The organism is Sphingomonas immobilis (genome assembly GCF_030580995.1).
Lineage (GTDB): Bacteria > Pseudomonadota > Alphaproteobacteria > Sphingomonadales > Sphingomonadaceae > Sphingomonas > Sphingomonas immobilis.
Map to the genome: position 1 here is coordinate 240,726 of NZ_JAUQSZ010000005.1, position 23,762 is coordinate 264,487.

Consider the following 23,762-nt stretch of genomic DNA (forward strand, 5'->3'; position numbering starts at 1 on the left):
TGAAACGAAAAAAGCGGCCCGTGCTGGGCCGCCGGAGGAGGCATTTACTTGGGATGCGGGGGTGGGGTCAACACCGTGTGCGAGGCCGAGCGCGCGACGCGATCTGCTAGCCGTCTAGCGGCAACTCATCCGCATAGACCACTATCGCATGTCCCTCCCGTACCGCATCTTCAGCGGCTGTTCGCAGGGTGGGATCGGCAATCGCAGACGGACCGGAATCCAGTACCTTCTCCCTGCTCACCTCGACAAAGCGCCATCCCTTGCCTTCTGCGCCCGAAATCGCGGCGGAGCGAGCAGCAACGGTATTCGAACCGCTTCCGAAAAGCATGAGAGCATGTCTCGCCCCTTCACGAAATTTTGCGTTATTGGTCGCGACTCCTTTCGCAAGGAACATGAACAGCGAAGCCGTCATGATCTAACTCTTCAGCCGCCACCCGCGCGCCAGCAAGACGTAGCACGCCACGAACAGCACCACATCGACCGCCAGCACGACGATGCTGCCGATCAGCACCGGCGAGTCGGCGGTGCCGAGGAAGCCGTAGCGGAAGCCCGAGATCAGGTAGAAGAACGGGTTCGCGTGGCTGAATGCGCGGAAGGCGGGGGCGAGCTTGTCGACCGAATAGAAGGTGCCCGACAGCAGCGACAGCGGCACGACGACGAAGTTCGTCACCGCCGCCGCCTGATCGAACTTGTTCGCCCAAATGGACGTCAGCACGCCGAGCAGCGACAGGAACAGCGTGCCGAGCAGCCCGAACCACAGCACCGCCCAGGGGTGCGACGGGATCACGCCGGTGCCGAGATAGACCAGCATCGCCAGCCAGCAGACCAGCCCGACGATGAACGCCCGCGTCATCGCGCCGCCGAGCAGGCCGATCAGCAATTCCATCGTCGACAGCGGTGGCATCAGATAATCGACGATCGTGCCCTGCAGCTTGCCCGCGAGCAGCGAGAAGCTGGCATTGGCGAAGGCCGGGCCCATCATGCCCTGGCTGATGATCAGCCCCGGCGCGATGAACAGCGCGAACGGCACCTCGACCCCGCCGACCAGAACCGGGCGCTTCGCCCCGGTCGCGACCGTAAAGACCACCAGGAAAAGCAGCGTCGTGATGGCGGGTGCCCAGATCGTCTGCAGGTGGACCTTGAAGAAACGCCGCACCTCCTTGATATAGAGCGTCTGCAATCCGCCCCAGTTGACGTCCTTGATGACGGGAACGCCCGGGGCGCTGCGCACCGCCGACTGGATTTCACCGGATGGGGGCTGGCTGCTCATGGCGCGATCGGTTAAGCGCTGCGGCCGTCGCCCGCAACCCGGCACGCTGAGAAAGAACGATTGAATGGCCTGGACGGACGAACGGATCGAAACGCTTCGGAAAATGTGGGAAGACGGCCAGACCGCCAGCCAGATCGCGGAAGCGCTGGGGCAGGTCAGCCGCAACGCCGTGATCGGCAAGGCGCATCGCCTCGGCCTGCAGTCGCGCCCGTCGCCGGTGAAGCCCAACGATGCCGAGGCCAAGGCGAAGCCGGTCCCGGTGGCCGTCGAGCCCAAGCCCGCCGCCGCGGCTCCCCCGCCCCCGCCCGCCCCGAAAGTCGAGGCGGCTCCGCCCGCGCCGCCCAAGGTCGCGGCACCCGTGGTCGAGGACGAGCCCGAGGATATCGAGGACGAGATCGAAGAGGATGACGGCGCAGATGAAGGTGGGGTCGTTCCGGCGCCGAAGCCGCAGCCGATCCTGCGCTCGATCGGGCCCGGCGGCTTCCTGCGTCAGGCGCCCGGCGAGCAGCAAGCGCCCAGCACGCCTGCCCCGCCGCGCCGCCTCGTCCCCGCCAAGCCGAGCGCCGACATGGCGGGCAAGACGACGCTGCTCGATCTCAGCGACAAGATCTGCAAATGGCCGCTCGGCCATCCCGGTGAGCCCGACTTCCATTTCTGCGGCAGGCCGGTGAATCCGGGCTTCCCCTATTGCGTCGATCATTGCGGCCACGCCTATCAGGCGCAGCTTCCCCGCCGTGACCGCCGCCCACCGCCGCCGCTGCCGTTCGGCGGCCCGCGCGTCCGTTAACACGATAGGGCCCGGCACGATGTGCCGGGCCCTTTCTCGTTGCGTCAGAAGCGGAACTGCGCGGTCGCGCGCACGCTGTGCCAGCGAAACTTGTCGTCGCTGCGGCGGAAATCCGTCCCCGTCGTGTTGGGCGGGAGGATGAAGGGGTTGGTCGCAGGCGCCGTCCCCGCGCCGACGCGCACGCGGTAGTCGCCGTCCTGATACTGGTTATAGAGATATTCGAGCCCGATCGAGAAGTGCTTCGAAATCTTCTGCTCGATGCCGCCACCGCCGACGAGACCCCACGCGCCGTTGTCACCGCGCGCGGTGAAGGAATTGGCGGCGTTGGTGGTGGTGAAGCTGGAATTGATACGGGCATAGGCACCGCCGCCGGTCGCGTAGAACAGCGTCTTGTCGAACGCATAGCCCGCGCGCAGGCGGAGGTTCGCGTTGAAATCGACCTTGCGGCTCATCACGTAATTGGCAGGCGTCGTGCTGAACGCGGAGACGCTGTCGCGGACCTGACTCTTGCCGAACTCGCCGAGCGCGCCGATCACGAAATGGCCGTACTGCTTGTCGAAGCCGACGCGCGCCGAATAGCTGATATTGTCCTTATCGTTGGTACATCCGGTCAGCCGGCCGGTGCTGGTCGCGGCACCGTTGCAGAAACCCGCGCCCGGCTGCGCGGCACTCGGCGCGAAAGCATTGGCGCCAGTCGCGGTCGCAACCGTGTCGCCGAAGGTGCCGTCAAGGTTGCGATCGAACAAAATAGTCGATCCGACATCATTGGGCTGCGCATCAAAGCCGATCGTGCCGCCGGCATAGAAACCGTCGAAATGTTTCTCGATTGTTTCTTGCGCCATCGCAGGGGTCGCAAAGACAAAGGCGGCGGTGGCTAAAAACAAAGATTGGATACGCATAAAAACTCCCTGGCTGCTTCTTCAGCAGACCAGAGACGTTTGAACCGGATGTTTTGACGCACGGACGTGAAAATTTTGTCATGTTCGTGATGTTCTTGCCACGGAATACCCATTTTTGGGCACCGCGAAATCCGCTGCGCGCGCGGCCGCCAGGGCAAAACAAGATTGCGCTTGGCCGGGGGATTCCGCTGCTTCTATACCGGGCCATGTCCGACGACGATCTCTTCGCTTCGAGCCCCAAGACCACCAGCGACTACGACGCCTCCTCGATCGAGGTGTTGGAGGGGCTGGAGCCGGTCCGCCGCCGACCGGGCATGTACATCGGCGGGACGGACGAGCGCGCGCTGCATCACCTCGCCGCCGAAGTGCTCGACAATTCGATGGATGAGGCGGTGGCGGGCCATGCCAACCGCATCGAGGTGACGCTGGAGGCGGGCAACCGGCTGACCATCGTCGACAACGGGCGCGGCATGCCGGTCGATCCGCACCCGAAGTTTCCGGGCAAGTCGGCGCTCGAGGTGATCCTGTCGATGCTCCATTCGGGCGGCAAGTTCGAGGGCAAGGCCTATGCGACCTCGGGCGGGCTGCACGGCGTCGGCATCAGCGTCGTCAACGCGCTGTCGAAAGACACGGTGATCGAGGTCGTGCGCAACAAGACGCTGTACCGCCAGTCGTTCTCGCGCGGGCAGACGCTCGGGCCGCTGGAAGCGTTGGGGCCGATGCCGAACCGGCGCGGCACGTCGGTCACCTTCACGCCCGACGACGAGATCTTCGGGCCGGAGATGCACTTCAAGCCCGCGCGGCTCTACAAGCTGGCGCGTTCCAAGGCGTATCTGTTCGCGGGCGTCGAGATCCGCTGGAAATGCGATCCCGGCATCATCACCGACGATACGCCGGCGGAAGCGGTGTTCCAGTTCCCCGGCGGCCTCGCCGATCACCTGCGCGACCAGCTCGGCGGGCGCGAGTGTGCGACGGCGGATTTCTTTTCCGGGCGGCAGGATTTTCCCGGCGAGAACCAGGGCCGTGTCGAATGGGCGGTGGCCTGGCCGTTGTGGAGCGACGGCAGCTACAGCTGGTATTGCAACACCATTCCGACCCCCGACGGCGGCACGCATGAGGCCGGCCTGCGAACCGCATTGGTGAAGGGCGTGCGCGCCTTCGGCGAGCTGGTCGGGCAGAAAAAAGCCAAGGACATCACGTCCGAGGACGTGATGACGGGCAGCGAGCTGATGCTGTCGGTCTTCATCCGCGAGCCGCAGTTCCAGAGCCAGACCAAGGACCGCCTCACCTCGCCCGAGGCGGCGACCCTGGTCGAACGCGCCGTGCGCGATCATGTCGACCATTTCCTTTCGGACAATATGGAGCGCGGCAAGGCGCTGCTCGGCTATATCCTCGAGCGGATGGACGAACGCCTGCGCCGCAAGGCCGAGCGCGAGGTCAAGCGCAAGACCGCGACCAGCGCGCGGAAGCTGCGCCTGCCCGGCAAGCTGACTGATTGCGCGGCGGACAGCCCCGAGGGCACCGAGATTTTCATCGTCGAGGGTGATTCCGCCGGCGGCTCCGCCAAGCAGGCGCGCGACCGCAAGACGCAGGCGATCCTGCCCATCCGCGGCAAGATCCTCAACGTCGCCTCCGCCACGTCCGCGAAGATCCTCGCCAATCAGGAAATCGCCGATCTGGTTCAGGCGCTCGGCTGCGGCACGCGCAAGGACTGCCTGCCCGACAATCTCCGCTACGAACGCATCGTCATCATGACCGACGCCGACGTCGACGGCGCGCACATCGCGACTTTGCTGATGACGTTCTTCTTCCAGGAGATGCCGGAACTGGTGCGGCGCGGGCACCTCTATCTCGCGCAGCCGCCGCTCTACCGGCTGACGGCGGGCACCAGGAGCCTCTACGCGATGGACGATGCGGCCCGCGCGCGGATCGAGGCGAAGGAGTTCAAGGGCAAGAAGGTCGACGTCGCGCGCTTCAAGGGGCTCGGGGAGATGAACCCGATGCAGCTGCGCGAGACGACGATGGACCCCAAGACGCGCCAGATGCTGCGCATCACGCTGCCGCAAGAATATGAGGAGCGCGCGGGCGTTAAGGATCTCGTCGACCGGCTGATGGGCACCAACCCGGCCCACCGCTTCGCCTTCATCCAGGAAAATGCCGCGCGCATGGACGAAGCCGCGATCGACGCCTGACAAGCCCCTCTCCGCGTGGCAAGAATGCGCGCATGACGGGGGAAGATCGCATCGATCTGGCGCATCAGGCGCCGTTCGCGCTCGGTGCGCTGTCCGTCCTGCCGCCGACGCGCGAGGTCGTGCTGGGGACCACGCGCGAGGTGCTGGAGCCGCGGGTGATGCAGGTGCTGGTCGCGCTGGCGCGGGCGGACGGCGCGATCCTGTCGCGCGACGATCTCGGCCGCATGTGCTGGGAAAACCGCGTGGTCGGCGAGGATTCGATCAACCGCGTGATGTCGCGCCTGCGGCGCGTGGCGGAAGGGATCGGCAAAGGCAGCTTCCACGTCGAGACCGTCACCAAGGTCGGCTACCGCCTGATCCGTGAGGGCGGCGCGGTGCCCGTCGAGGCGGCCGTGGTGGGGTCCACCCCCGCCCCTGCTTCAAGTATCAACCGGCGTGGCCTGATCGCCGGCGGCCTCGCGGCGGGCGGCGTGCTGGCGGCGGGCGGCGGCACTGCCTGGTGGCTCAGCCGCCACAAGGCCGATCCGGCGGTCGCGACGCTGCTCCAGCAGGGCGGCGTTCAGATGATGCAGGCGAGCCCCGAAGGCGTCTCGCAAGCGATCGGCCTGTTTCGCCGCGCAACCCAGATCGATCCCGATTATGCCGACGCCTGGGGCATGCTCGCCAGCGCTTACTCGAACGCCGCGCACGGCCGCGCCGCCAGTCAGGTGCGCGAATTGCGCGACCGCACCCGCTCCGCCGCCGCCCGCGCGCTCGCGCTCGATCCGGCGAACCCCTATGCCAAACTCGCGCTCAGCGGACTGATGTCGCGAAGCGGCGGCTGGACGGGCGCGGAAAAGATCATGCGCGACGGGCTGGCGGCCCGGCCCGGCGACATCGGCATGTCGGTATCGCTGGGCTTCCTGCTCGCGTCCGTCGGCCGCAACCGCGAGGCCGCAGCGCTGCTCGACGGGTTGATGGCGCGAATACCGCCTGCGCCGGGCCCGCTGTTCATGCGCGCGCAATGCCTGTGGGCGGCCGATCGACTGGAGGATGCCGACCGCGCGATCGCCGAGATGTACGCGCTGTTCCCGATGCATTTCGCGGTGTGGTTCACGCGCTTCTACTATCTCACCTACGCCGGGCACCCGGACGAGGCGCTGGCGATGGCGAACGATGTCGGATCACGGCCGCCGGGCATCCCGGACGACAATTTCAACCAGGTGATCGCCTGCGCCCGCGCCGTGCAGAGCCGCTCCGCCGCCGATATCGACGCCGCGCTCGCCATCGTCGTGCCGGCGGCGCGCGCGGCGGCGGGCGCGTGCGAGAACGTGGTCGCCTTCGCCGCCTTCGTCGGCCGACCCGACATCGCCTTCATGCTGTGCGACGCCTATTATTTCGGCCGCGGGTTCGAGATCGGCGACGTGCGCTTTACGCGCCAGCAGGGCACCTACACGCGGCGCGGCGACCGCAATTCCCGCTTTCTCTTCGGTCCCGCTGCAGCGCCTTTGCGGAAGGACGCGCGCTTCGCGGCGCTGGTCGGGGAGATCGGCCTCGACAAGTATTGGCGCGATGCCGGGGTGCAGCCGGACTACCGCCGCACCGCGTGAGCAAGTGCGGTAAGCCTTTGGTCGTAAGCATTAACCCTATCGCAAAATCCCGTAAGCGTGAATCTCCCTAGGGTGTTTGTACGAAATTTCCCCGAATCATTAACCATGATGAAAGGATGACGTCAGCACGGGGGAAGCCCAATGAGTCGTCCATTCATCGGAAGTTCTATTTGCGAAATCAGCCGCAATGGCGATCTTTCGCTTTCCGATAGTTTTTGTATCGCGATCACTTCGCGTGATGCCAAAGAAAATCTCTACGTCGGCCTGCACGATTACATGAATTGCCTGGTCGTGTACGATGACGTCCTGCTCAACGACCGGCTCGACCGGCACGAGCGCCGCCGCGTTGCCGAGGGCGGCACCGCCCCGGCCGAGCAGCTCGACCGGCTCCGCAGCAATTTCGGCTTCGCCTCGGCTACCAAGCTCGACGGCAAGGGCCGCATCGCCATCGCCCCCTGGCTCCATGAGCGCGGCGGCGAGGCCCACCGCGCGCTCGTCGTCGGCATGGGCCACTCCATCGAGATCTGGGATCTCGACCATGTTCTCGCGCACGGCAGCCGTGACCTGCGCAACCTCGCCATCCGCCATCTCGAAATCATCACTGCCAAGTCGGCCAACAACAAGGGGGACCAATATGTCTTTTCTCTGCAATCTGTTCGGACATCGGGCCTCGACCACGACGCTGGAAAATCAGGGCTTCCTGTTCACCCGCTGCACACGCTGTAACCACGACATGCTGCGGACCGTCGGGTCCGAGACGACGTGGCGCTCGGTGCCGGCCGGTTTCCGCATCGATTGGGGCAAGGTCGACATGCGCAGCTTTCAGGATCCGTCGTGGATCGTGCGGAAATGGCGCGCGGTGACGGCGATGTTCACCACGCTCGATCTGCTGGTCTCGTCGCTCTGGTGGACCGTGGTGGACGTCATCAACGCCGTCCGCTGCACGATCAAGGATGCCTATGCGGCCGCGCGCCGGCGTCCTCAGGCACCCGATCCGCTGTGGAGCCTGCCGCCCGCTGGCATGAACCGTCACGCGGCGGCGATGGCGGCGGTCGCCAACGACTTCGGCTACGCCCGCAAGCCGCGGCTCGCCGCCTGATTTCGCGTTCCGGCGTCAGGCCGGACCGGCGCTCCGTTACCCCGCCCCTTGGGTCGCATTCTAGGGCGGGACGCGAGCGGAGCGCCGGCTTTTTTCTACCGATTACCGCCGATGATATCGCCGAGCCCGCCGAGCAGCGATCCCTCGCCGCGATTCTGCCCGCCCGTCGGGCCAGCCACCGCGATCACCCGCCCGGCAAGCCGCGCGAACGGCAGCGACTGGATCCACACCTTGCCCGGCCCGGTCAGCCGCGCGAAGAACACGCCCTCGCCGCCGAAGATCATGCTCTTCACGCCGCGCACCATCTCCAGATCGAAATCCACCGTCGAGGTGAAGGCCGCGACGCAGCCGGTATCGACATGGAGTTGCTCGCCGGGGCCGAGCTCGCGCTCGATCACCGTGCCGCCCATCTGCACGAACACCCAGCCGTCGCCGTCCAGCTTCTGCATGATGAAGCCCTCACCGCCGAACAGCCCGGTCATCACGCGCCGCTGGAAAGCGATGCCGATCGACACGCCCTTGGCGGCGGCGAGGAACGCGTCCTTCTGGCAGATCAGGGTGCCGCCGACGTCGCTCAGCTTGATCGGCAGGATCGCGCCCGGCGTCGGCGCGCCGAACGCGACGCGCGCCTTGCCCGATCCGTTGTGCGTGAAGACGGTGGTGAACAGGCTCTCGCCGGTCACCAGCCGTTTGCCCGCGCCGAGCAGCGCGCCCATGAAGCCCTGCCCCTGATTGGCCGAACCGTCGCCGAACACCGTCGTCATGCCGATGCTCGCGTCTTTCCAGACGAAGGCGCCGGCTTCCGCCACCGCGCTCTCGCCGGGGTCGAGTTCGATCTCGACGAACTGGAGCTCCTGCCCCTTGATCTCGAAGTCGATGTCGTCGGAGACGCCCGACTGGCGGCGATGTTCGTACGTCTGGTCCCACGGTCCCGGCACTGACTGTCCTCCTATAGGTGGTGTAGCCTTATAATACGCATCACACGGGGCGGAAGATTGGATCGATGCGACGTACCCCTCAAAGCGCCGCCAGCACCGCGTCTCCCATCGCCGCCGTCGTCATCGTCCCGCCCAGATCGGCCGTGCGCGCGCCGCCTTTCAGCGCAGCGGACACCGCCGCCTCGACCCGCGCCGCTTCGTCGTGGAGGTCGAGCGAGTGGCGCAGCAGCATCGCCGCCGACAGGATCGTCGCGCACGGGTTGGCCTTGCCCTGCCCGGCAATATCGGGCGCGGAGCCGTGGATCGGTTCGTACAAGCCGTTGTCGCCGCTCCACGCGCGCAGCGACGCGCTCGGCAGCATCCCGATCGAGCCCGCGCACATGCTCGCCTGATCGGAAAGGATGTCGCCGAACAGATTGCCCGTCACGATCACGTCGAACTGGCCGGGGTTGCGCACGAGCTGCATCGCCGCGTTGTCGACATACATGTGCGTCAGCGCGACTTCGGGATAATCCTTCGACAACTCGATCACCACGTCGCGCCAGAGCTGCGAGGTTTCCAGCACGTTGGCCTTGTCGACCGAGCAGAGCTTGTTTTTGCGCCGCTTCGCCATTTCGAAGCCGACGACGGCAATGCGCCGAACCTCCTCCTCGTTGTACGACATGACGTCATAGCCTTCGCGCTTGCCGTCGGCGGTCGTGCGCAGGCCTTTTTCGCCGAAATAGACGTCGCCGGTCAGCTCGCGCAGGATCACCATGTCGATCTCGCGTGCGACTTCGGGGCGCAGCGCGGAGGCGTCCTCGAGGCCGGGGAACAGCGTGGCGGGGCGCAGATTGGCGAACAGGCCGAGCTGCTTGCGCAGGCCAAGGATCGCCTGCTCGGGGCGCAGCGCCCGGTCGAGCGCGTCGCCGCGCGGATCGCCGACCGCGCCAAACAGGATCGCATCGGCGCGCTTCGCCAGCTCCCACGTCGCGGGCGGCAGCGGATGCCCGGCGGCGACATAGCCGGCATAGCCGATCGCCCCCTCCTCGAAAGTGATATCGAGGTTCAGGGCTTCGAGAATCCGTCGCGCCTCCGCGGTAACTTCGGGGCCGATGCCGTCGCCGGCGAGGATCGCGATCGTCTTCATGAGGATTCCTGTCATTGTCCCAACCTCCGTTCGCCCTGAGCTTGTCGACGGGCTGCTCTTCTTGGCACGAAGAAAGGACAGGGCTTCGACAGGCTCAGCCCGAACGGGCTTGGAAAGGCTTTGGCGGGCGTCAGGCGCTCACGCAACCGCCCTTTTGATGCGATCCACCAGCCGCACGCGCGCATCGAGCACCTCCGCCCGGCGATCGGTCAGCACGTCGCGCTCCAGGAAATGGCCGGTGATGCGCAACGCGGCGAGGATGTCCTCCCACCCCGCCTCGCCGCCCGCGCGCAGGAACGGCGGCAGCGGCATCAGCCGCTCCTCGTAACCATAAGCCGCACCCCTGCTCACCGCACCGCCGCTCTTGGGGCTGACGAAGGCGAGATCGTCGCTCCCCCCGGTGACGACGCAGGCCTCCAGATCGAGCCCGAAGCCAAGTTCCGCCAGCAGCAGCAGTTCGTAGCGCGCCAGCGCCACCGCCCAGCCGCGCGCCGCCGGTGCCGCCGCGATCGCGGCGATCACGCCGGAGAGCGCCGCGTGAAGTCGCGGATAGGGCAAAGCCTCGGGCAAGGCGGTCGCGGTCAGCGCAGTCACCCATTCGATCGCCGCTGCCGCCAGCGGCTCGGCATAGAGTGGCGCGCGGCTCAGCACGAGTTCCACCGAAAGCTGCGCGAGCTGATCGTCGGTCCGCGCGCGCCATTCCGCCATCACCACATTGCCGGGCTGGAGGATAGGCCGCAGCCGCCGTGAGCGCCCGCCGCGCACGTAGCCGGGCTGCAACCCGTCGTCGGGCGTCAACGCCCGCACGATCGCGCCATGCTCGCCGTGCGCGCGGACGGCGAGGATCAGCGCTTCGGCGGAGAGGTGCATCGGCGCGTCAGGGTTTGATCCCGAATTTGGCGTAATCGCTGTCGATGGTCGGCTGCATCAGCCGCGCCGCCGCCAGCTCTTCCTGGCCGGTCTTGGCATCACCCATCTGCTTGTGGATCACGCCGCGCAGGAACCAGCTGCTCGCCTGACCGGGATCGCGATCGATCGCGGCGTTGAGATCGGCGAGCGCATCGTCGAAGCGTGTCATGCGGAAGAACACCATCGCGCGACTGTCGAGTGCCGCAGAGCCCGAATCGCCCAGTTCGATCGCGCGCGAACAATCCTTCAGCGCGGTGTCGAGCCCGACGTTGAGCGTGCCCTTCACCCAGCAACGCGCATTGAGCAGATCGGCGTTGCCGGGGCTCGCCGCAATCGCGCCGTCGATCGTGCTGATCGCGCGATCCTTGTCGCCGCTTTCGGACAAGATCGTCGCCTTGGTGGAGAGGAAGGCGTTCTTCTCCTTGCCGCCCTCCGCGATGCGATCGTCGAGCAGTTCCAGCGCCGCATCGAGATGCCCGCGATCCGCCTCGAGCTGCGCGAGCTGCGTGGCGGCGGCGGACGATCCGGGATCGATCTTGCGCGCCTCGGCGATATCGGCCGCCGCCTTGTCGCGGTCGCCAAGTTCGGCGAGCAGGCGCGCGCGCTTCAGGTACGTGCCGGCGTCGGGATCGATCGCGATCGCCTTGGTCAGATCGTCGATCGCCTCGCGTCGCAGATACAGCTTCTCGTGGAACCAGGCGAGATCGGTCAGCGGATCGGCCTTGTCGGGCCGCGCGGTGATATCCTGGCGGTAGAGCGCCAGCAGCGCGTCGAAGCGCTTGGCTTTCTTGCCGGTCTCCACGACCTGCCACAGCGCCGGATAGCCGGCCGGGGCATTTTCGCGCAGCAGGTGCGTCTTGGCGCGCGACACCCGCGCGCGCTCGGCGGCGATATCGGCCGGGGCGATCTCCATGCGCGTGCCCTGCGCCTTGTTCTCGATCGTGAGGACACCGCCTGCGACGCTCGTCGTGCGCTCGATCCGCACGCCGGCGAGCGTGTCCGACAGCTTCTCGGCACCGTCGAGCGTGAAGCCCGCGCCCCCCTTTGTCATAGAATCGGGCAGGATGATCGTCGTGCGCAGCTGCAGATTGCCGTCGTTGCCCGCCATCACCGGAATGTCGCGCCACGCGGCGCGCGCGCGGTCCGGCTCGAAGGCCAGCTTCGCCAGCGTCTTGTCGAGGATGACGCGGTAGCGTTCCTCCTCCTTGTTCCAGTCGGGATAGGCGATGCCGGTCGCCGCGACGGTCATCTCGCCGGTCGTCTCGTCATATTTGAGCGACCGCGTGACGACCTTGCCCTCGCCGTAGAAGCTGGAGAGCAAGGTGGTGGCGAACTTGTCGATGTCCTCCTTACCAGCCTGTTGCGAGGCGGCGTGGATCATCTGCGCGATCGGCCCGCGATAGACGGCGGTGATCTTCATCGGTGCGGGCATGCCCACCCCCGCCGATTCGTCCAGCGCGAGGTCGACGCGCGCGTCGGCGCGGGCGGCGGGATGGAACGGGATCCTGATCGGCTCGGCCCCGGCAGCGCGCACCGGCAGCACCCAGCCGAACGGCGGCGTGTCGTGGATGTCGACCAGCCGCGCGCCGCTGCTCGTCCCGTCGAGCCACAGCACGTCCGCGCCGATCGTCGCGCGCACCAGCACATGATCGAACGCCGCCGGCAACGGCAGGCGGCCCGGCACCATGTCGCCGAGCTGGCTGCTCGCCAGCACCGGCTCCGCCTCGACGCCGAGCGCGCGCAGCAGCGCGACCAGCAGCAGCGTCTTGGCCTTGCAGTCGCCATAGCGCAGCGACCAGGTCTGCGCGGGCGACTGGGGCATGTAGTTGCCGCCGTCCATGCCCTGGAACAGATAGCGGATCTTGCCCTGCACGAGTTCGAGCGCGAGCTCGGTGCGCTTCAGCGGATCGCTCTCGGCCGCCTTGATCTTCGCGACCTCGGCGGCGAGCGGGCTGCCGTCCGCGATCAGCCCGTCGGTCTTGTAGAGCGGCGCCATGATCTTCGAGATCGACGCCCAGTCGGCGAAGCTCGACGCTTCGATCAGGCGCGGGCCGCGATAGCGCACCGGCGCATCGCCGGGCATTTCCGGCTGCTTCGCCAGCGGCATCCTGAACTCGAGCTGGTGATAGCCGCCCGCATCGGTGATCTGCGGCACCGCGCCGGTCGCATTGGTCTTCCACGCGATCTTTTCGCCCTGCGGCCACAGCAGGCGGACGCGCGCGAACTGGACGCGGACCGGATCGGCCAGCACGCCGTTGAGCGTCTGCACGTTGCCGCCGAGCGCCGCATCCTTCTGCGTGACCGAGGCGACGACATGCAGCACGTCGCCGACGCGCAAGCCCTCGACCGGCATCGTCGCCGTCAGGAGACCATTGAGTTGACGCTGTTCGAGACCCTCCTCACGCCGCAGCACCGACAGCTTCGCGCCGCTCGCGAGCAGATCGATATGTTCGGCCCCGCGGATGATCTCCAGCTTGTGGACGATCAGGTCGCCCTTGTCGGGCAGCCATGGGAATTTGAGCGTGCCGATCGCGTCGAGCACCTGCTGCGACGCCGCGCGGGTGGCGGCATCGGTGTAGTTCCACACCTCGCCGTTCTTCAGCCGCTGCTGCGTGTCGAGCTGGAGGATGACGGGCGCATCGTCCTTGATCGCGGTGGCGTCGATCGGCGGCGCGGGCTTCACCCAGTCGGGCACCGGCTGGTACAGCGGCTTGTCGCCGGCGTGAGCGGCGGCGGCCGTGGACAGCAGCGCGGCGAACAGCAGCTTGCGGATCATCATTTCCCCCATTTTCGCGGCGGATCGTAGCGCAGCCTCAGCCCTTCACAAGCGTGGATCGGGTGCAGGACCGATCATTTCGCGTGGTAGAAATCGTGTACCTGCCGCGCCACCGCCGCGCTCACCCCCGGCGCCTTCTGCAGATCCTCCAGGCTCGCGCCGCGCACCGCGCGCGCGGTGCCGAAGTGCATCAGCAGCGCCTTCTTGCGCGCCGGCCCGATGCCCGGCACCTCGTCGAGCGGGCTCGCGCCGATCGCCTTCGCGCGCTTCGCCCGGTGCGCGCCGATCGCGAAACGATGGACCTCGTCGCGCAACCGCTGGAGGTAGAATAGCACCGGCGCGTTGACGGGAAGCTGGAACTCGCGCCCGTCGAGCAGGTGGAACACTTCGCGCCCGTCGCGGCCGTGATGTGGGCCCTTGGCTATGCCGACGAGGCAGACGTCCTCGATCCCCATCTCCTCCAGCACGCCCTTCACCGCGTTGAGCTGCCCCTTGCCGCCGTCGATCAGCACGAGATCGGGCCATTCGCCCGCATCGCGATCGGGATCCTCGGCGGCGGCGCGGGCGAAGCGGCGCTGGAACACCTCGCGCATCATCGCATAATCGTCGTCGGTCGCCGCGGTCTTGATGTTGAACTTGCGGTACTGGCCCTTGCGGAAGCCCTCCGGCCCAGCGACCACCATTGCGCCGAGCGCGTTGGTGCCCTGGATGTGGCTGTTGTCGTAGATCTCGATGCGGTCGGGCGGCTCGGGCAGGTTGAACAGATCGGCGACCTCCTGCAGCAGCTTCGCCTGCGTCGTGCTCTCGGCGAGGCGGCGGTCGAGCGCTTCTTCGGCGTTGCGCTTGGCCTGATCGAGCAGGCGTCGGCGCGTGCCCCGTTGCGGCACCGACAGATCGACCTTGCGACCGGCCTGCACCGTCATCACGTCGGCCAGCAACGCGGCCTCGGGCAGCTCGCGATCGACGAACACGGTGCGCGCGGGCGGCACCTCCTCGTAGAATTGCGTCAGGAAGCTCGTCAGCACCTCGTCCTCGGGAACGTCGGCGGTGTGCGCGGGGAAGAAGCTGCGGTGGCCCCAGTTCTGGCCGCCGCGGATGAAGAACGCCTGGATGCCGATCACGCCGTTCTTGCACGCCATCGCGAAGATATCGGCGTCGCCCACCCCTTCCGCGTTGATCGCCTGGCTACCCTGGATGAAGGTGAGCGCACGCAGCCGGTCGCGGATCACCGCCGCCAGCTCGAAGTCCATATTCTCCGCCGCCGCCTGCATCTGCGCGCCGAGTTTGGCTTGCACCTGCGTGGATTTGCCCGCGAGGAACGCCTTGGCGTCGGCGACCAGCTCCGCATAAGCATTTTGCTCGATCCGCCCGACGCACGGCGCCGAGCAACGCTTGATCTGGTAGAGCAGGCACGGCCGGTCGCGTGCGCGGAAAAAGCTGTCTGTGCAGCTCCTTAGCAGGAACAGCTTCTGCAGCGCATTAAGCGTGTTGTTGACCGATCCGGCGCTGGCGAAGGGGCCGTAATAGTCGCCCTTGATCTTCCGCGCGCCTCTGTGTTTCTGGATACGGGCATAGTCATGATCCTGCCGCAGCAGGATGAACGGAAACGATTTATCGTCTCTGAGCAGGACGTTGTAGGCGGGCCGATACCGCTTGATGAGCTGCGCCTCGAGCAGCAGCGCCTCAGCCTCGTTGTTGGTCGTCACGATCGTCATCGACCGCGTCTGCGCGACCATGCGCTGTAGCCGCTTCGGCAGGCGATCGACCTGCGTGTAATTGGTCACGCGGTTCTTTAGCGCGCGCGCCTTGCCGACGTACAGCACCTCTCCGCGCGCATCGAGCATGCGGTAGACGCCCGGCCGCGTCGGCAACGTCTTGAGCACATTGCGGATCGCCGCGACGCCCATCTCCAGATCGGGCGCATCCGAGCCGCGGACGGTGTAGGTCGATTTCTCTTCGTTGAAACGATCGGGGGAATTGGGGGAGGACATGGCAGGGATTTAGGCGCTGCGGAGTCGCTGCGCTACCCGTCTCCCCGGAAGCACAAAGCAAAACGCCCGGAGCCGCTAGGCCCCGGGCGTTTGATGCGACGTGAAGCAGCCCCTTACCGGGGCGACTGTTCAGTTCAGCCGACCCAACCCGGCGATCGTGCGATCGACCAGCGCCTTGTCGGCGTCCGCGCCGTGCTTCTCGGCGAGGATCGCGGCGGCCGCGCGGGTGGCGGCGTCGGCTGCCAGCGCACGGACTTCGGCGATCGCGGTGCGCTCGGCGGCGGCGATCTTGTCCTCGGCCATCTTCTGGCGGCGCGCGACGAGATCGGCGCTGTCGGCTTCCGCCTTGGCAAGCATCGCCTTGGCCTCAGCCTCCGCATGCGCGACGATCGCGGCGGCGTCGCCTTCGCTCGCGGCGTTGCGCGCTTTGGCCTGCGCCAGCTCGGCCTCGGCTTCCGCGCGCAGCTTGGCGGCTTCGTCGAGCTGGGTCTTGATCTGCGCGATCTTCGCGTCGAGCATGCCCGCGATCATCTTGGGCACCTTGGCGTACAGGATGATGCCGACCACGACGAGCATCGACAGAGCGACGAACATCGGCGGCGTCAGGACGCCGAACGCCGCCATCTCATGATGCAGCTCGGTCACGCCCGTCTGCGCCGCCATCGATGCGGGATGAGCTTCAGCCATGCGCCAGTTCCGCCTTCACTTTGCCTTCGACCGTGGCGCGGTCGACCGACACGCCCGACAGCTTGGCGACGATCTGCTCGACCGCCTCGACCGTCGTGCTTTCGATTTCCGCCACGGCGGTGGACTTGGCGGCGGCAACCGCGCCGGTCGCCTCCGCCAGCCGTGCCGCCGCCGCCGCGTCGCCCGCCTTCAACGCGGTCTCCGCATTGGCGGTGGCCGATGCCTTGGCCTCGGCCAGCGCCTTCAGCGCCGCCGAACGTGCGGTATCGAGACCCGCCTGATAGCGTTGCTCGCTGGCGAGCGCCGTCTGCCGTGCCGCCTCGGCGGCGGCGATGTCGCCCGAGATGCGAGCGTTACGGTCTTCGACCGTCCGCTCGATCTTGGGCACCATCGCCTTGCCGATCCCGAAATAGATCAGCGCGAACACGATCGCGAGCCAGAACAGCTGCGAGGCGTAGATCTCGCCGATCTGGGAAATCTGCGGCATTTCGGGGGTTAGCCCTTGACGACGAAGAGGATGAGGATCGCGACGACGAACGCGATCAGGCCGAGAAGCTCGGATGCCGCGAAGCCGATGAACAGGCGGCCCTGCTGGCCGTCTGCAGCGCCCGGATTGCGCAGCGCGCCTTCGAGGAACGAGCCGAACACGTTGCCCACGCCGAGTGCGGCGAGGCCGATGCCGATCGCTGCGAGGCCGGCACCGATGTACATTGCACCAAGATCAGTCATGATAAGCTCCCTTAGAATTCGTAACGTAAGTGATTGAAATGTAACTTAGTGCAGATGCACCGCGTCGTGGAGATAGAGCGAGGTCAGCAGCGCGAACACGTAAGCCTGGATCGCGCAGACCAGCAGTTCGAGCGCCGAGACGCCGACGATCATCACGAAGCTGAGGATCGAGACGCCGTAGCCGATGCCGCCCGCATTCAGGCCCTGCACCACGAAGCTCGCGAACACTTCGAGCAGGATGTGCCCGGCGGTCATCGCGACGAACAGTCGCAGGCCGAGCGAGAACGGACGCACCAGGAACGAGACGAGCTCGACCGGGATGATCACCGGCATCAGCCAGCCCGGCGCACCGTGCGGCACGAATAGCGAGAAGAACTTCAGGCCGTGCTTCGCAAGGCCGACGAACATCACGATCCCGAACGAGAAGAACGCCAGCACCGCCGTTACCGTGATGTGGCTAGTCACCGCGAAGGTGTGCAGGCCCGGCACGATCGCCAGCGGCAGCACGCCGACCAGGTTCGAGAAGAGGATGAAGAAGAACAGCGAGAAGATGTACGGCGCATATTTCTTGCCGCCCTTGCCGATGTTCACGCGCGCCATGTCGTCGATGAAGGTGACCATCATCTCGACCAGCACCTGCCAACGGCCGGGAATGAGCTGGCGCTTGAGGCCGCCGCTCACCAGCACGGCGAGCAACACGCCGACCACGACCATGAACAAAGCGGAATTGGTGAAGGACAGATCGAACCCACCGATGTGGATCGGCCGCACCAAAGGTGCGACGTGGAACTGCTCCATCGGGTCGATCTTGCCGGCGCTCATTCGGCGCGCTCCTTCGAAATACGGTAGATGTTGCGGAAGGCGACGATGACGCTCAGCACGATGAGAATCAGCATCGCCCAGGGCTTGGTGCCGGCCCAGTAATCGATCGCATAGCCGATCACGCCGCCGCCGAGCGGGGCGCCGATCAGCTCCATCAGCACGCGCGAGCCCTGCGCATAGCCCTTGGGTTGCGGCTTCACCGGGGTTTTCGCCGCACGCGCCTCGTCCGCCGCCTTCGCCTGCGCGATGCGGTCATCAAGGTCATCGTTGTGGCGAAGTTCGGCCAACACCCCGGCATCCTGATAAGAAAACGCCGCCGGGCTTGCGCACGGCGACGGGAAACAAGGGGTAATGCCCCCGTTGGGGTGCGTTTAGAAAAGGGGTGCGGCCAAGTCAACCGACTCGGATCCTGCACTTTTGGCCACTATAGTCGCGGCGGGCGAAGACCCCGTCAGACGCAGCGCGAATCACGCTCCGGCGCACCGCTCCCGCGCGTCGCCCAGCCGCCGCCCGGCGTCTTGTACTTTTCGCCCGGCGCGGTCTTGAGGATCAGGTTGCAGCCCGATGTGAAGGCGAACTGCTCGACCGTGGCACCCGCAGCGGCGCTCTCGGTATATTTGGCCTTGCGCTGGATATTGATGTTGCTGACCAGCGCGCGCAGCTCGGCCGAGCCCGCACCGACCACGCCGAGGTAGCCGTCGGGCTGCTCGCCCACCTGCCCGGCCGAGCGCGCCGCCTGATAGGCGGGATCGCGCTGCGCGACGGCGGGCGCTGCGATAAGCGCGGCGGCGATAAGTGCGGCGGAAACAAACGTCTTCATCTCAGAAAATCCCCGGATTCGACTGGATCAACGATTTCGCCTCGCCATCGAGACGATAGACGACCTCCTGCGTCACGTTGATGTTGAGATTGATCACGATCGGCTTGTCCGGCGCGGTGACGTTGACGCAGCCCGATGTCAGGCTGGCGAGCGCCGCGCAGGCGATGATGACTGGTCTCTTCATCCTGTGACTCGTCGGTGTCCTTACGATATTCGTCAATCCTGTTTCGGTCATGGCGCATTCTCGCTTGCGGGAGGCTGAACGGGTTTGGGGGCGGAGCCGCGTTTCTTTTTCTGCTCCTCGAGCAGCGCGGGCAGGTTTCGCTCGATCAGGCGGCGCGGGTCGTAGAAGGACTGCGCCGAATCGATGAGCTGGCGGAAGGGCGCCTTGATCGTCACATTGAAGACGAGCGGCAGCTTCTGCAGCCGGTCGAGCAGGAAGTTGCGCTTGGTTCCCTCGCCCTGCGCGACGCCGGCGAAGCGCACCTGCGTGATCATCTCGCCCGCCAGCGGCCCGTTCATCTCGATGCCGAGCCGCTTGTAGCGCAGCGACTTGAGCGACTGGAAGGCGAGGTTGCCCCAGAAGCCGACGTCCTTCTGGCTGACTTCGCCGACATAAGCGATCGTGCCGCCCTCCCCGCTCGTGACGGAAAGGTTGCCGTTTTCGATTCGCCCGCCGGTGCTGTCGAAGATCATCGGCAGCACGCCCGCGAAGGTGCCGGTCGCGTCGAGGTTCTTGAACTCGAACTGCTGGAGGAACAACCCGGCGTCCATGTTGGAGACACGGAAGGTCATGCGTCGCTCCACCGGCTGCGCGAAGTCGAGGACGGTCGGCTCCAGCACCAGCGCGCCGCCCGCGAACGGCCAGCGCCCATCCTCGATCTTCACGCGCGTGCCGGGCAGCAATTGCAGGCGGATCGTGCCGTCGCTGACCGGCACGCCGGGGTTTATCGTCTTGATCCGCACGATCTGGCCGGGCGCGCTCTGCAGGGTGAGCAGATCGGTGAAGCGGATCGTGCCGGATATGCCCGAGACGGTGCCGAACGCGGCGGCGAGATCGGTCGCGCCGGTGCCGAAGCTGCCGTCGCTGGTCACGCCGGCCTTGTCCCAGCGGATATGCCCCTCGCCCGAGACCGTGCCAACGACGGCGGCGATCACGCCGAAGGTGAGCGGCGTAATCTGGTCGGGCTGGAAATCCTTGCCGAAGCTGATGCCAGGCACGGTCAGATCGGCATGACCGGTCGCAGTGTTGAGATCGTGCAGGATCGCGACATCGGCAACCTTGGTCCGCGTCGCGGGCTCGGCCAGCATCCCCCTCACGCTGATGCGCCCGCCGGTGAGATCGAGCGCGACCGCATCGGCGGCAAGCGGCTTGAAGCGCGGCGCGTCGGTAACGGCATCGGCGACCGCGAGGGTGCCGGTAAGGCCGAGCCTGCCGGCCGCGAAGCGCCAGTCGCCCGCCGCCGCCGACAGCAGCAGCGGCACGTTGGCGATCTGTCCCCCGCCGCCGGACAAACGCCCGCCGAGGCCAGCCTTGCCCGCGCCGCCCTCGATCTTTGCGAAATCGAGCCGGGTCTGGCGATCGGCCGGACCGAGCCGAGCAGCTACGCCTGCCAGCGTGAAACCGCTGTCGCTCAGCCGCAGCGATCCGCCCGATGCCGCCAGCGAAAGCGGTGCGCCGCCCATCGTACCGGTCAGTTTCGCCGCCGCAAGACGCGCGCCGCCGCCGAGCCTGCCACCGAGCAAGGTCACGAGGCCCGCGCCTTGCGGGCATAGCGACAGGCGCGCGGGGTCGAGGTCGAGGCTCGACACGGCGACGCGGCGCACGCTCAGCGGTGTGCAGGACGGGTTGACGATCACCCGGTCGCGGCCATTCCAGTAGAGCGACAGCGGCGCGCGCAGTTCGTCGACGCGGCCACCCGCGAGTGGGCCGGAAAGCGTAGCGATGGTCTCGACATGCGTGTTGCCGCCGGGCGTCGCGCTGAAACGAACCGGCGCGAGCGCGATGCGCGCGCCGCCGGCCTGATAAGGCGCGATCGTGGCGACGCCCTGCGCCGCGCCGCCGGGCGCCTGCGCGAGCGTGACGCGCGCATCGGGCAGGCCACCGCCACCCATCATCACGGCGGTGTCGATCCGCACGCCGTCGTTCGGCCAGCCGTAATGCAGCCCCGATCCGCCGCCGACCGACAGATACGCGCCCGATGCGGCCCGCGCTTCGATGCGTGGCACTGCGATCATATTGCTGGTGCCGAGCGCCACCGAAAGATCGGTGCTCAGATCGGCCGCGCGCGCCGCCTTCGCCCCCGCATCGGCGATGGCTTGCACGATCGGCGCGAGCGGGGTGCCCGCCCCCGTCTCGCGATAGGCGGCGAGCGTGTGCAATGTCGCGGCAGACGCCGACACAGCGCGCGCCTCGATCCGCCCGTTGAGCTTCGCGCCGCCGTTCCAGAAACCGTATTGCCCGCGCAGCGTCAGCGCCTTGCCGCCCACGCCGCCCGCCGCGAAAGCGCCGCTGCCGAGTTGCGCGGTTCCGCCGGTGTATTTGGCCGTACCGTTGAAGCCGATCCTGCCGCCCAGCGCCGCCGCGCGCATGCCGTCGCGTTCCACCGACGCCACCGCGAGGCGGGCATTGCCCGCCCAGCTTTCGAGATGCTTGCCGAGGCGCAGGCTGAGCGTTACCGCGGGCGATGCGGCGGCAATACCGCCGCAAGCGATGGCGCGTGCGCGCACCGGGCCTTTCAATGTGGACGCGCCGCTCGCGACGGTTACGGAGAATGCCGCCTGCGCGTCGGCGATATCGCAGCCGGCCTGCTTCCATCGCCGCGTCACTACCGCCACGCGCCCGGCGAAGCCGTCGCTCAGCAGTCCGCTCCCGCTCAGCTTGACGCCGACCACGCCCTGCGGCGCCTCGATCCGCATCCGCCCGTCCTCGACGCCAAGGCGGATCGCGGGCAGCGCGAACGGCGCGCCGGTCGCTTTCGGCAGCAGCCGGTCGAGCGCGCCGAACGACAGCGCGCCGTTCACGAGCCGCGCGCGCGTCCGCACCCGCCCTGCCCGCACGCCGCGTACCTGCGCACCGCCGGTGCTGATCGCGGTATCGAGTTCGACCCAGTCGGCGACGAGATCGGGATGCGCGGGATCGCCCAGCACGACGTTGGTGAGGCGCTGCCGACTGAATCCGAGATCGGCGATCTCGTAGCGCCCCGGCACCTGCTGCCCCGCTAGAAAACGATCGGCATAGCCGCGCGCGATCTGCTTGCGTTGCGTCCACAGCGCGATCAGCGCGACGAGCAGCAACAGCGCCGCCACCAACAGGACGCGGCGCAGGCGCGCGAAGCCCCAGCGACTGCGATATTGCGCGTCCGGCTCGTCGATCCTGTCCGCCGTCACGCTGCGTCACTACTCCCGAAACCGGCCCACACTAGGTCACGCGCGCCGCAATTGCACGTCCGCCGCCCGGGCATTAAGCGATGGACCGCGATGAGCGTTCCGCAGCCCCCTTTTTCTGGCCCAGACCACAGCGGCCACCGCGCGCGCCTGCGCAAGCGCCTCGCCGAGCAGGGCGGCGACGGGCTGCTCGACCATGAGCTCATCGAATATCTGCTCGCGCTCGCCATTCCCCGTCGCGACACCAAGCCGCTGGCGAAGGCGCTGCTGGCGGAGTTCGGCGGCATCGGCGGGCTGCTGACCGCCGATGCCGAGGCGCTGTCGCGCGTCTCAGGCATGGGCGAGACGTCGATCGCGGCGATCAAGATCGCGCATGCCGCCGCGATCCGACTGGTCCGGGCCGAGGTCGCGGCCAAGCCGGTGCTCGCCAACTGGCAGGCGTTGCTCGACTATCTCCGTGCCGACATGGCGCATCGCACCAACGAATGCGTGCGCGTGCTGCATCTCAACGCACGCAACATGCTGATCCGCGACGAGAAGATGAGCGAGGGCACGATCGACGAAGCGGCGGTCTACGTGCGCGAGGTGATCCGCCGGGCGACCGATCTCGGCTCCGCCGCCATCATCCTCGTCCACAATCACCCGAGCGGAGACCCCGCCCCCAGCCGCGCCGATATCGAGATCACGCGCCGCGTCGGGCAAGCGGGCAAGCCGCTGGGCATCGCGCTGCACGATCACATCATCATCGGCGCGGAAGGCCATTCGAGCCTGCGCGCGATGGGACTGATCTAGATACTCATCTCGACCGTCGCCGCGTCGCCCGGCACCAATCCCGTCTGCTTGCGCACCGCCGCCTTGACCGGCAGCAGATAGCCGCCGTCGCGCGGGAACAGCGAGGTGCGGAATTCGACCCCGCCGATCTGCGCCGAGACCGGCACGCAACCCCAGCCATAGCTCGCCGTGCGCGCGGCATCGGCGACCGCGCCGACATGCTCTTCCGGGATCGGCACGAAATAGAAGGGCGCTGGCCCGCGCCATTCGATGACCGGCGCGACGAAGGCGATCGTGAGGATGGGGTCGAGGTCCACGCGCGAGACCTAGCAAGCAGCGCCTGCACGAGAAAGGCCGCCGGACCCTTTCGGATTCGGCGGCCAGCTCGCTGCGTGCGAACCGTGAGGCGTTACGACTGGCCCTGCGACAGGAAACCGGTCAGCTCGGTCTTGGACACCGACTTGCTCTTGTCCTTGTCGGCGGAGGCGAAGGCCTGGCCGACCCAGGTCTTGGTCGCCGGCGCGTCGGCCTTGGTCGACGGATCGCTGGCACTCTTCAGCGCGACCATCCAGGCGCCGAACTCGGCCTTGTCGAGCGTGCCGTCCTTGTTCTTGTCGTAGGTCGAGAATTCGTTGTCGACTACGGCCGCAACCTGCGTCGCTGCGGACGCGGGCTGGCCGGTGGTCTGCGCCGGGGCAGCCTGTGCTACCGCCGGATCGGCGGGCGCCTGCGCCGTGGGGGCAGGAGCCGCAGCAGCCGGAGCGGCGGCGCTGGGATCGACCGGAGTCGTCTGCACGGGCGCGGCCGGAGCAGTCGGCGCTGCGGCGGCGGGAGCAGCGGGCGTGGTCTGCGGATCGGCCGGCTTGTCCTGCGCAAATGCCGGGGCGGCAACGGTGATGGCGGTGGCAAGAAGAACATATTTCAGCATGAAGAATCTCCACTTTGTGTTCTGAACTATATTGAGGCT

The 23,762-nt window shown here is 67.2% G+C and carries 24 protein-coding genes; 6 read left to right on the forward strand and 18 right to left on the reverse strand.

Annotation, left to right across the window (positions count from 1 at the left end; genetic code table 11):
* Positions 1-106: 106 nt before the first annotated feature.
* Positions 107-412, reverse strand: coding sequence for a hypothetical protein (locus tag Q5H94_RS09590; RefSeq protein WP_304561035.1), 306 nt, complete (start codon positions 410-412; stop codon positions 107-109).
* Between the two features lie 3 nt (positions 413-415).
* Complete coding sequence (locus Q5H94_RS09595; RefSeq protein WP_304561036.1) at positions 416-1,270, reverse strand: ABC transporter permease; 855 nt, start codon at positions 1,268-1,270, stop codon at positions 416-418.
* 64 nt (positions 1,271-1,334) lie between these two features.
* Here Q5H94_RS09595 and Q5H94_RS09600 point away from each other — a divergent pair, with 64 nt between their 5' ends.
* Positions 1,335-2,057: a GcrA family cell cycle regulator gene (locus tag Q5H94_RS09600; RefSeq protein ID WP_304561037.1), complete on the forward strand. Its 723-nt coding sequence runs from the start codon at positions 1,335-1,337 to the stop codon at positions 2,055-2,057.
* Positions 2,058-2,101: 44 nt separating this feature from the next.
* Here Q5H94_RS09600 and Q5H94_RS09605 read toward each other — a convergent pair whose 3' ends face one another.
* Positions 2,102-2,956: an outer membrane protein gene (locus tag Q5H94_RS09605; protein ID WP_304561038.1), complete on the reverse strand. Its 855-nt coding sequence runs from the start codon at positions 2,954-2,956 to the stop codon at positions 2,102-2,104.
* 206 nt (positions 2,957-3,162) lie between these two features.
* On the opposite strand from Q5H94_RS09605, the gene parE reads away from it, so the two are divergent.
* The 4 genes from parE (at position 3,163) to Q5H94_RS09625 (ending at position 7,836) form a co-directional block, all read left to right on the forward strand.
* Positions 3,163-5,148, forward strand: a complete 1,986-nt coding sequence (gene parE, locus Q5H94_RS09610; protein WP_304561039.1) for a DNA topoisomerase IV subunit B — start codon at positions 3,163-3,165, stop codon at positions 5,146-5,148.
* Positions 5,149-5,180: 32 nt separating this feature from the next.
* On the forward strand, positions 5,181-6,737 hold the full coding sequence (locus Q5H94_RS09615) for a winged helix-turn-helix domain-containing protein (RefSeq protein ID WP_304561040.1): 1,557 nt from the start codon (positions 5,181-5,183) through the stop codon (positions 6,735-6,737).
* A 141-nt stretch (positions 6,738-6,878) separates the two neighbouring features.
* Positions 6,879-7,463: a division/cell wall cluster transcriptional repressor MraZ gene (locus Q5H94_RS09620; RefSeq protein WP_304561041.1), complete on the forward strand. Its 585-nt coding sequence runs from the start codon at positions 6,879-6,881 to the stop codon at positions 7,461-7,463.
* Between the two features lie 7 nt (positions 7,464-7,470).
* A complete protein-coding gene (locus Q5H94_RS09625; protein ID WP_304561042.1) occupies positions 7,471-7,836 on the forward strand; it encodes a hypothetical protein in 366 nt (121 codons plus the stop codon).
* 95 nt (positions 7,837-7,931) lie between these two features.
* On the opposite strand, the gene Q5H94_RS09630 is transcribed toward Q5H94_RS09625, so the two are convergent.
* The 13 genes from Q5H94_RS09630 to Q5H94_RS09690 form a co-directional block, all read right to left on the reverse strand.
* Positions 7,932-8,774, reverse strand: coding sequence for a TIGR00266 family protein (locus tag Q5H94_RS09630; protein ID WP_304561043.1), 843 nt, complete (start codon positions 8,772-8,774; stop codon positions 7,932-7,934).
* A 79-nt stretch (positions 8,775-8,853) separates the two neighbouring features.
* The gene (gene leuB, locus Q5H94_RS09635; RefSeq protein WP_304561044.1) at positions 8,854-9,903 is read right to left on the reverse strand and encodes a 3-isopropylmalate dehydrogenase; all 1,050 of its coding nucleotides are present in this window, start codon (positions 9,901-9,903) and stop codon (positions 8,854-8,856) included.
* A 138-nt stretch (positions 9,904-10,041) separates the two neighbouring features.
* Complete coding sequence (gene recO, locus Q5H94_RS09640) at positions 10,042-10,773, reverse strand: DNA repair protein RecO (RefSeq protein ID WP_304561045.1); 732 nt, start codon at positions 10,771-10,773, stop codon at positions 10,042-10,044.
* Between the two features lie 7 nt (positions 10,774-10,780).
* Complete coding sequence (locus Q5H94_RS09645; RefSeq protein ID WP_304561046.1) at positions 10,781-13,588, reverse strand: DUF3857 domain-containing protein; 2,808 nt, start codon at positions 13,586-13,588, stop codon at positions 10,781-10,783.
* 74 nt (positions 13,589-13,662) lie between these two features.
* Entirely contained in the window at positions 13,663-15,579 is a 1,917-nt protein-coding gene (gene uvrC, locus Q5H94_RS09650; RefSeq protein WP_304561047.1) for an excinuclease ABC subunit UvrC, read from the reverse strand.
* 129 nt (positions 15,580-15,708) lie between these two features.
* Entirely contained in the window at positions 15,709-16,266 is a 558-nt protein-coding gene (locus tag Q5H94_RS09655) for a F0F1 ATP synthase subunit B family protein (protein WP_304561048.1), read from the reverse strand.
* On the reverse strand, positions 16,259-16,753 hold the full coding sequence (locus tag Q5H94_RS09660; RefSeq protein ID WP_304561049.1) for a F0F1 ATP synthase subunit B family protein: 495 nt from the start codon (positions 16,751-16,753) through the stop codon (positions 16,259-16,261). Before Q5H94_RS09660 ends, Q5H94_RS09655 begins: the two co-directional genes overlap by 8 nt.
* An 8-nt stretch (positions 16,754-16,761) precedes the next feature.
* A complete protein-coding gene (locus tag Q5H94_RS09665) occupies positions 16,762-16,977 on the reverse strand; it encodes a F0F1 ATP synthase subunit C (RefSeq protein ID WP_304561074.1) in 216 nt (71 codons plus the stop codon).
* 63 nt (positions 16,978-17,040) lie between these two features.
* A complete protein-coding gene (locus tag Q5H94_RS09670; RefSeq protein ID WP_304561050.1) occupies positions 17,041-17,817 on the reverse strand; it encodes a F0F1 ATP synthase subunit A in 777 nt (258 codons plus the stop codon).
* Positions 17,814-18,107, reverse strand: a complete 294-nt coding sequence (locus Q5H94_RS09675; protein WP_341850102.1) for an AtpZ/AtpI family protein — start codon at positions 18,105-18,107, stop codon at positions 17,814-17,816. Before Q5H94_RS09675 ends, Q5H94_RS09670 begins: the two co-directional genes overlap by 4 nt.
* A gap of 161 nt (positions 18,108-18,268) precedes the next feature.
* Positions 18,269-18,637, reverse strand: coding sequence for a YdbL family probable chaperone protein (locus Q5H94_RS09680; protein WP_304561051.1), 369 nt, complete (start codon positions 18,635-18,637; stop codon positions 18,269-18,271).
* Position 18,638: 1 nt separating this feature from the next.
* Positions 18,639-18,821, reverse strand: coding sequence for a YnbE family lipoprotein (locus Q5H94_RS09685; protein ID WP_304561052.1), 183 nt, complete (start codon positions 18,819-18,821; stop codon positions 18,639-18,641).
* A 47-nt stretch (positions 18,822-18,868) separates the two neighbouring features.
* The gene (locus tag Q5H94_RS09690; RefSeq protein WP_304561053.1) at positions 18,869-22,027 is read right to left on the reverse strand and encodes a YdbH domain-containing protein; all 3,159 of its coding nucleotides are present in this window, start codon (positions 22,025-22,027) and stop codon (positions 18,869-18,871) included.
* A 90-nt stretch (positions 22,028-22,117) separates the two neighbouring features.
* Between Q5H94_RS09690 and radC the strand changes: the two genes are divergently transcribed.
* Positions 22,118-22,816, forward strand: a complete 699-nt coding sequence (radC, locus tag Q5H94_RS09695) for a RadC family protein (protein WP_304561054.1) — start codon at positions 22,118-22,120, stop codon at positions 22,814-22,816.
* On the opposite strand, the gene Q5H94_RS09700 is transcribed toward radC, so the two are convergent.
* Positions 22,813-23,112, reverse strand: a complete 300-nt coding sequence (locus tag Q5H94_RS09700; RefSeq protein ID WP_304561055.1) for a DUF1905 domain-containing protein — start codon at positions 23,110-23,112, stop codon at positions 22,813-22,815. The two genes, radC and Q5H94_RS09700, sit on opposite strands and share 4 nt — an antisense overlap.
* A 92-nt stretch (positions 23,113-23,204) precedes the next feature.
* Positions 23,205-23,723: an EF-hand domain-containing protein gene (locus tag Q5H94_RS09705; protein ID WP_304561056.1), complete on the reverse strand. Its 519-nt coding sequence runs from the start codon at positions 23,721-23,723 to the stop codon at positions 23,205-23,207.
* Positions 23,724-23,762: the final 39 nt, after the last annotated feature.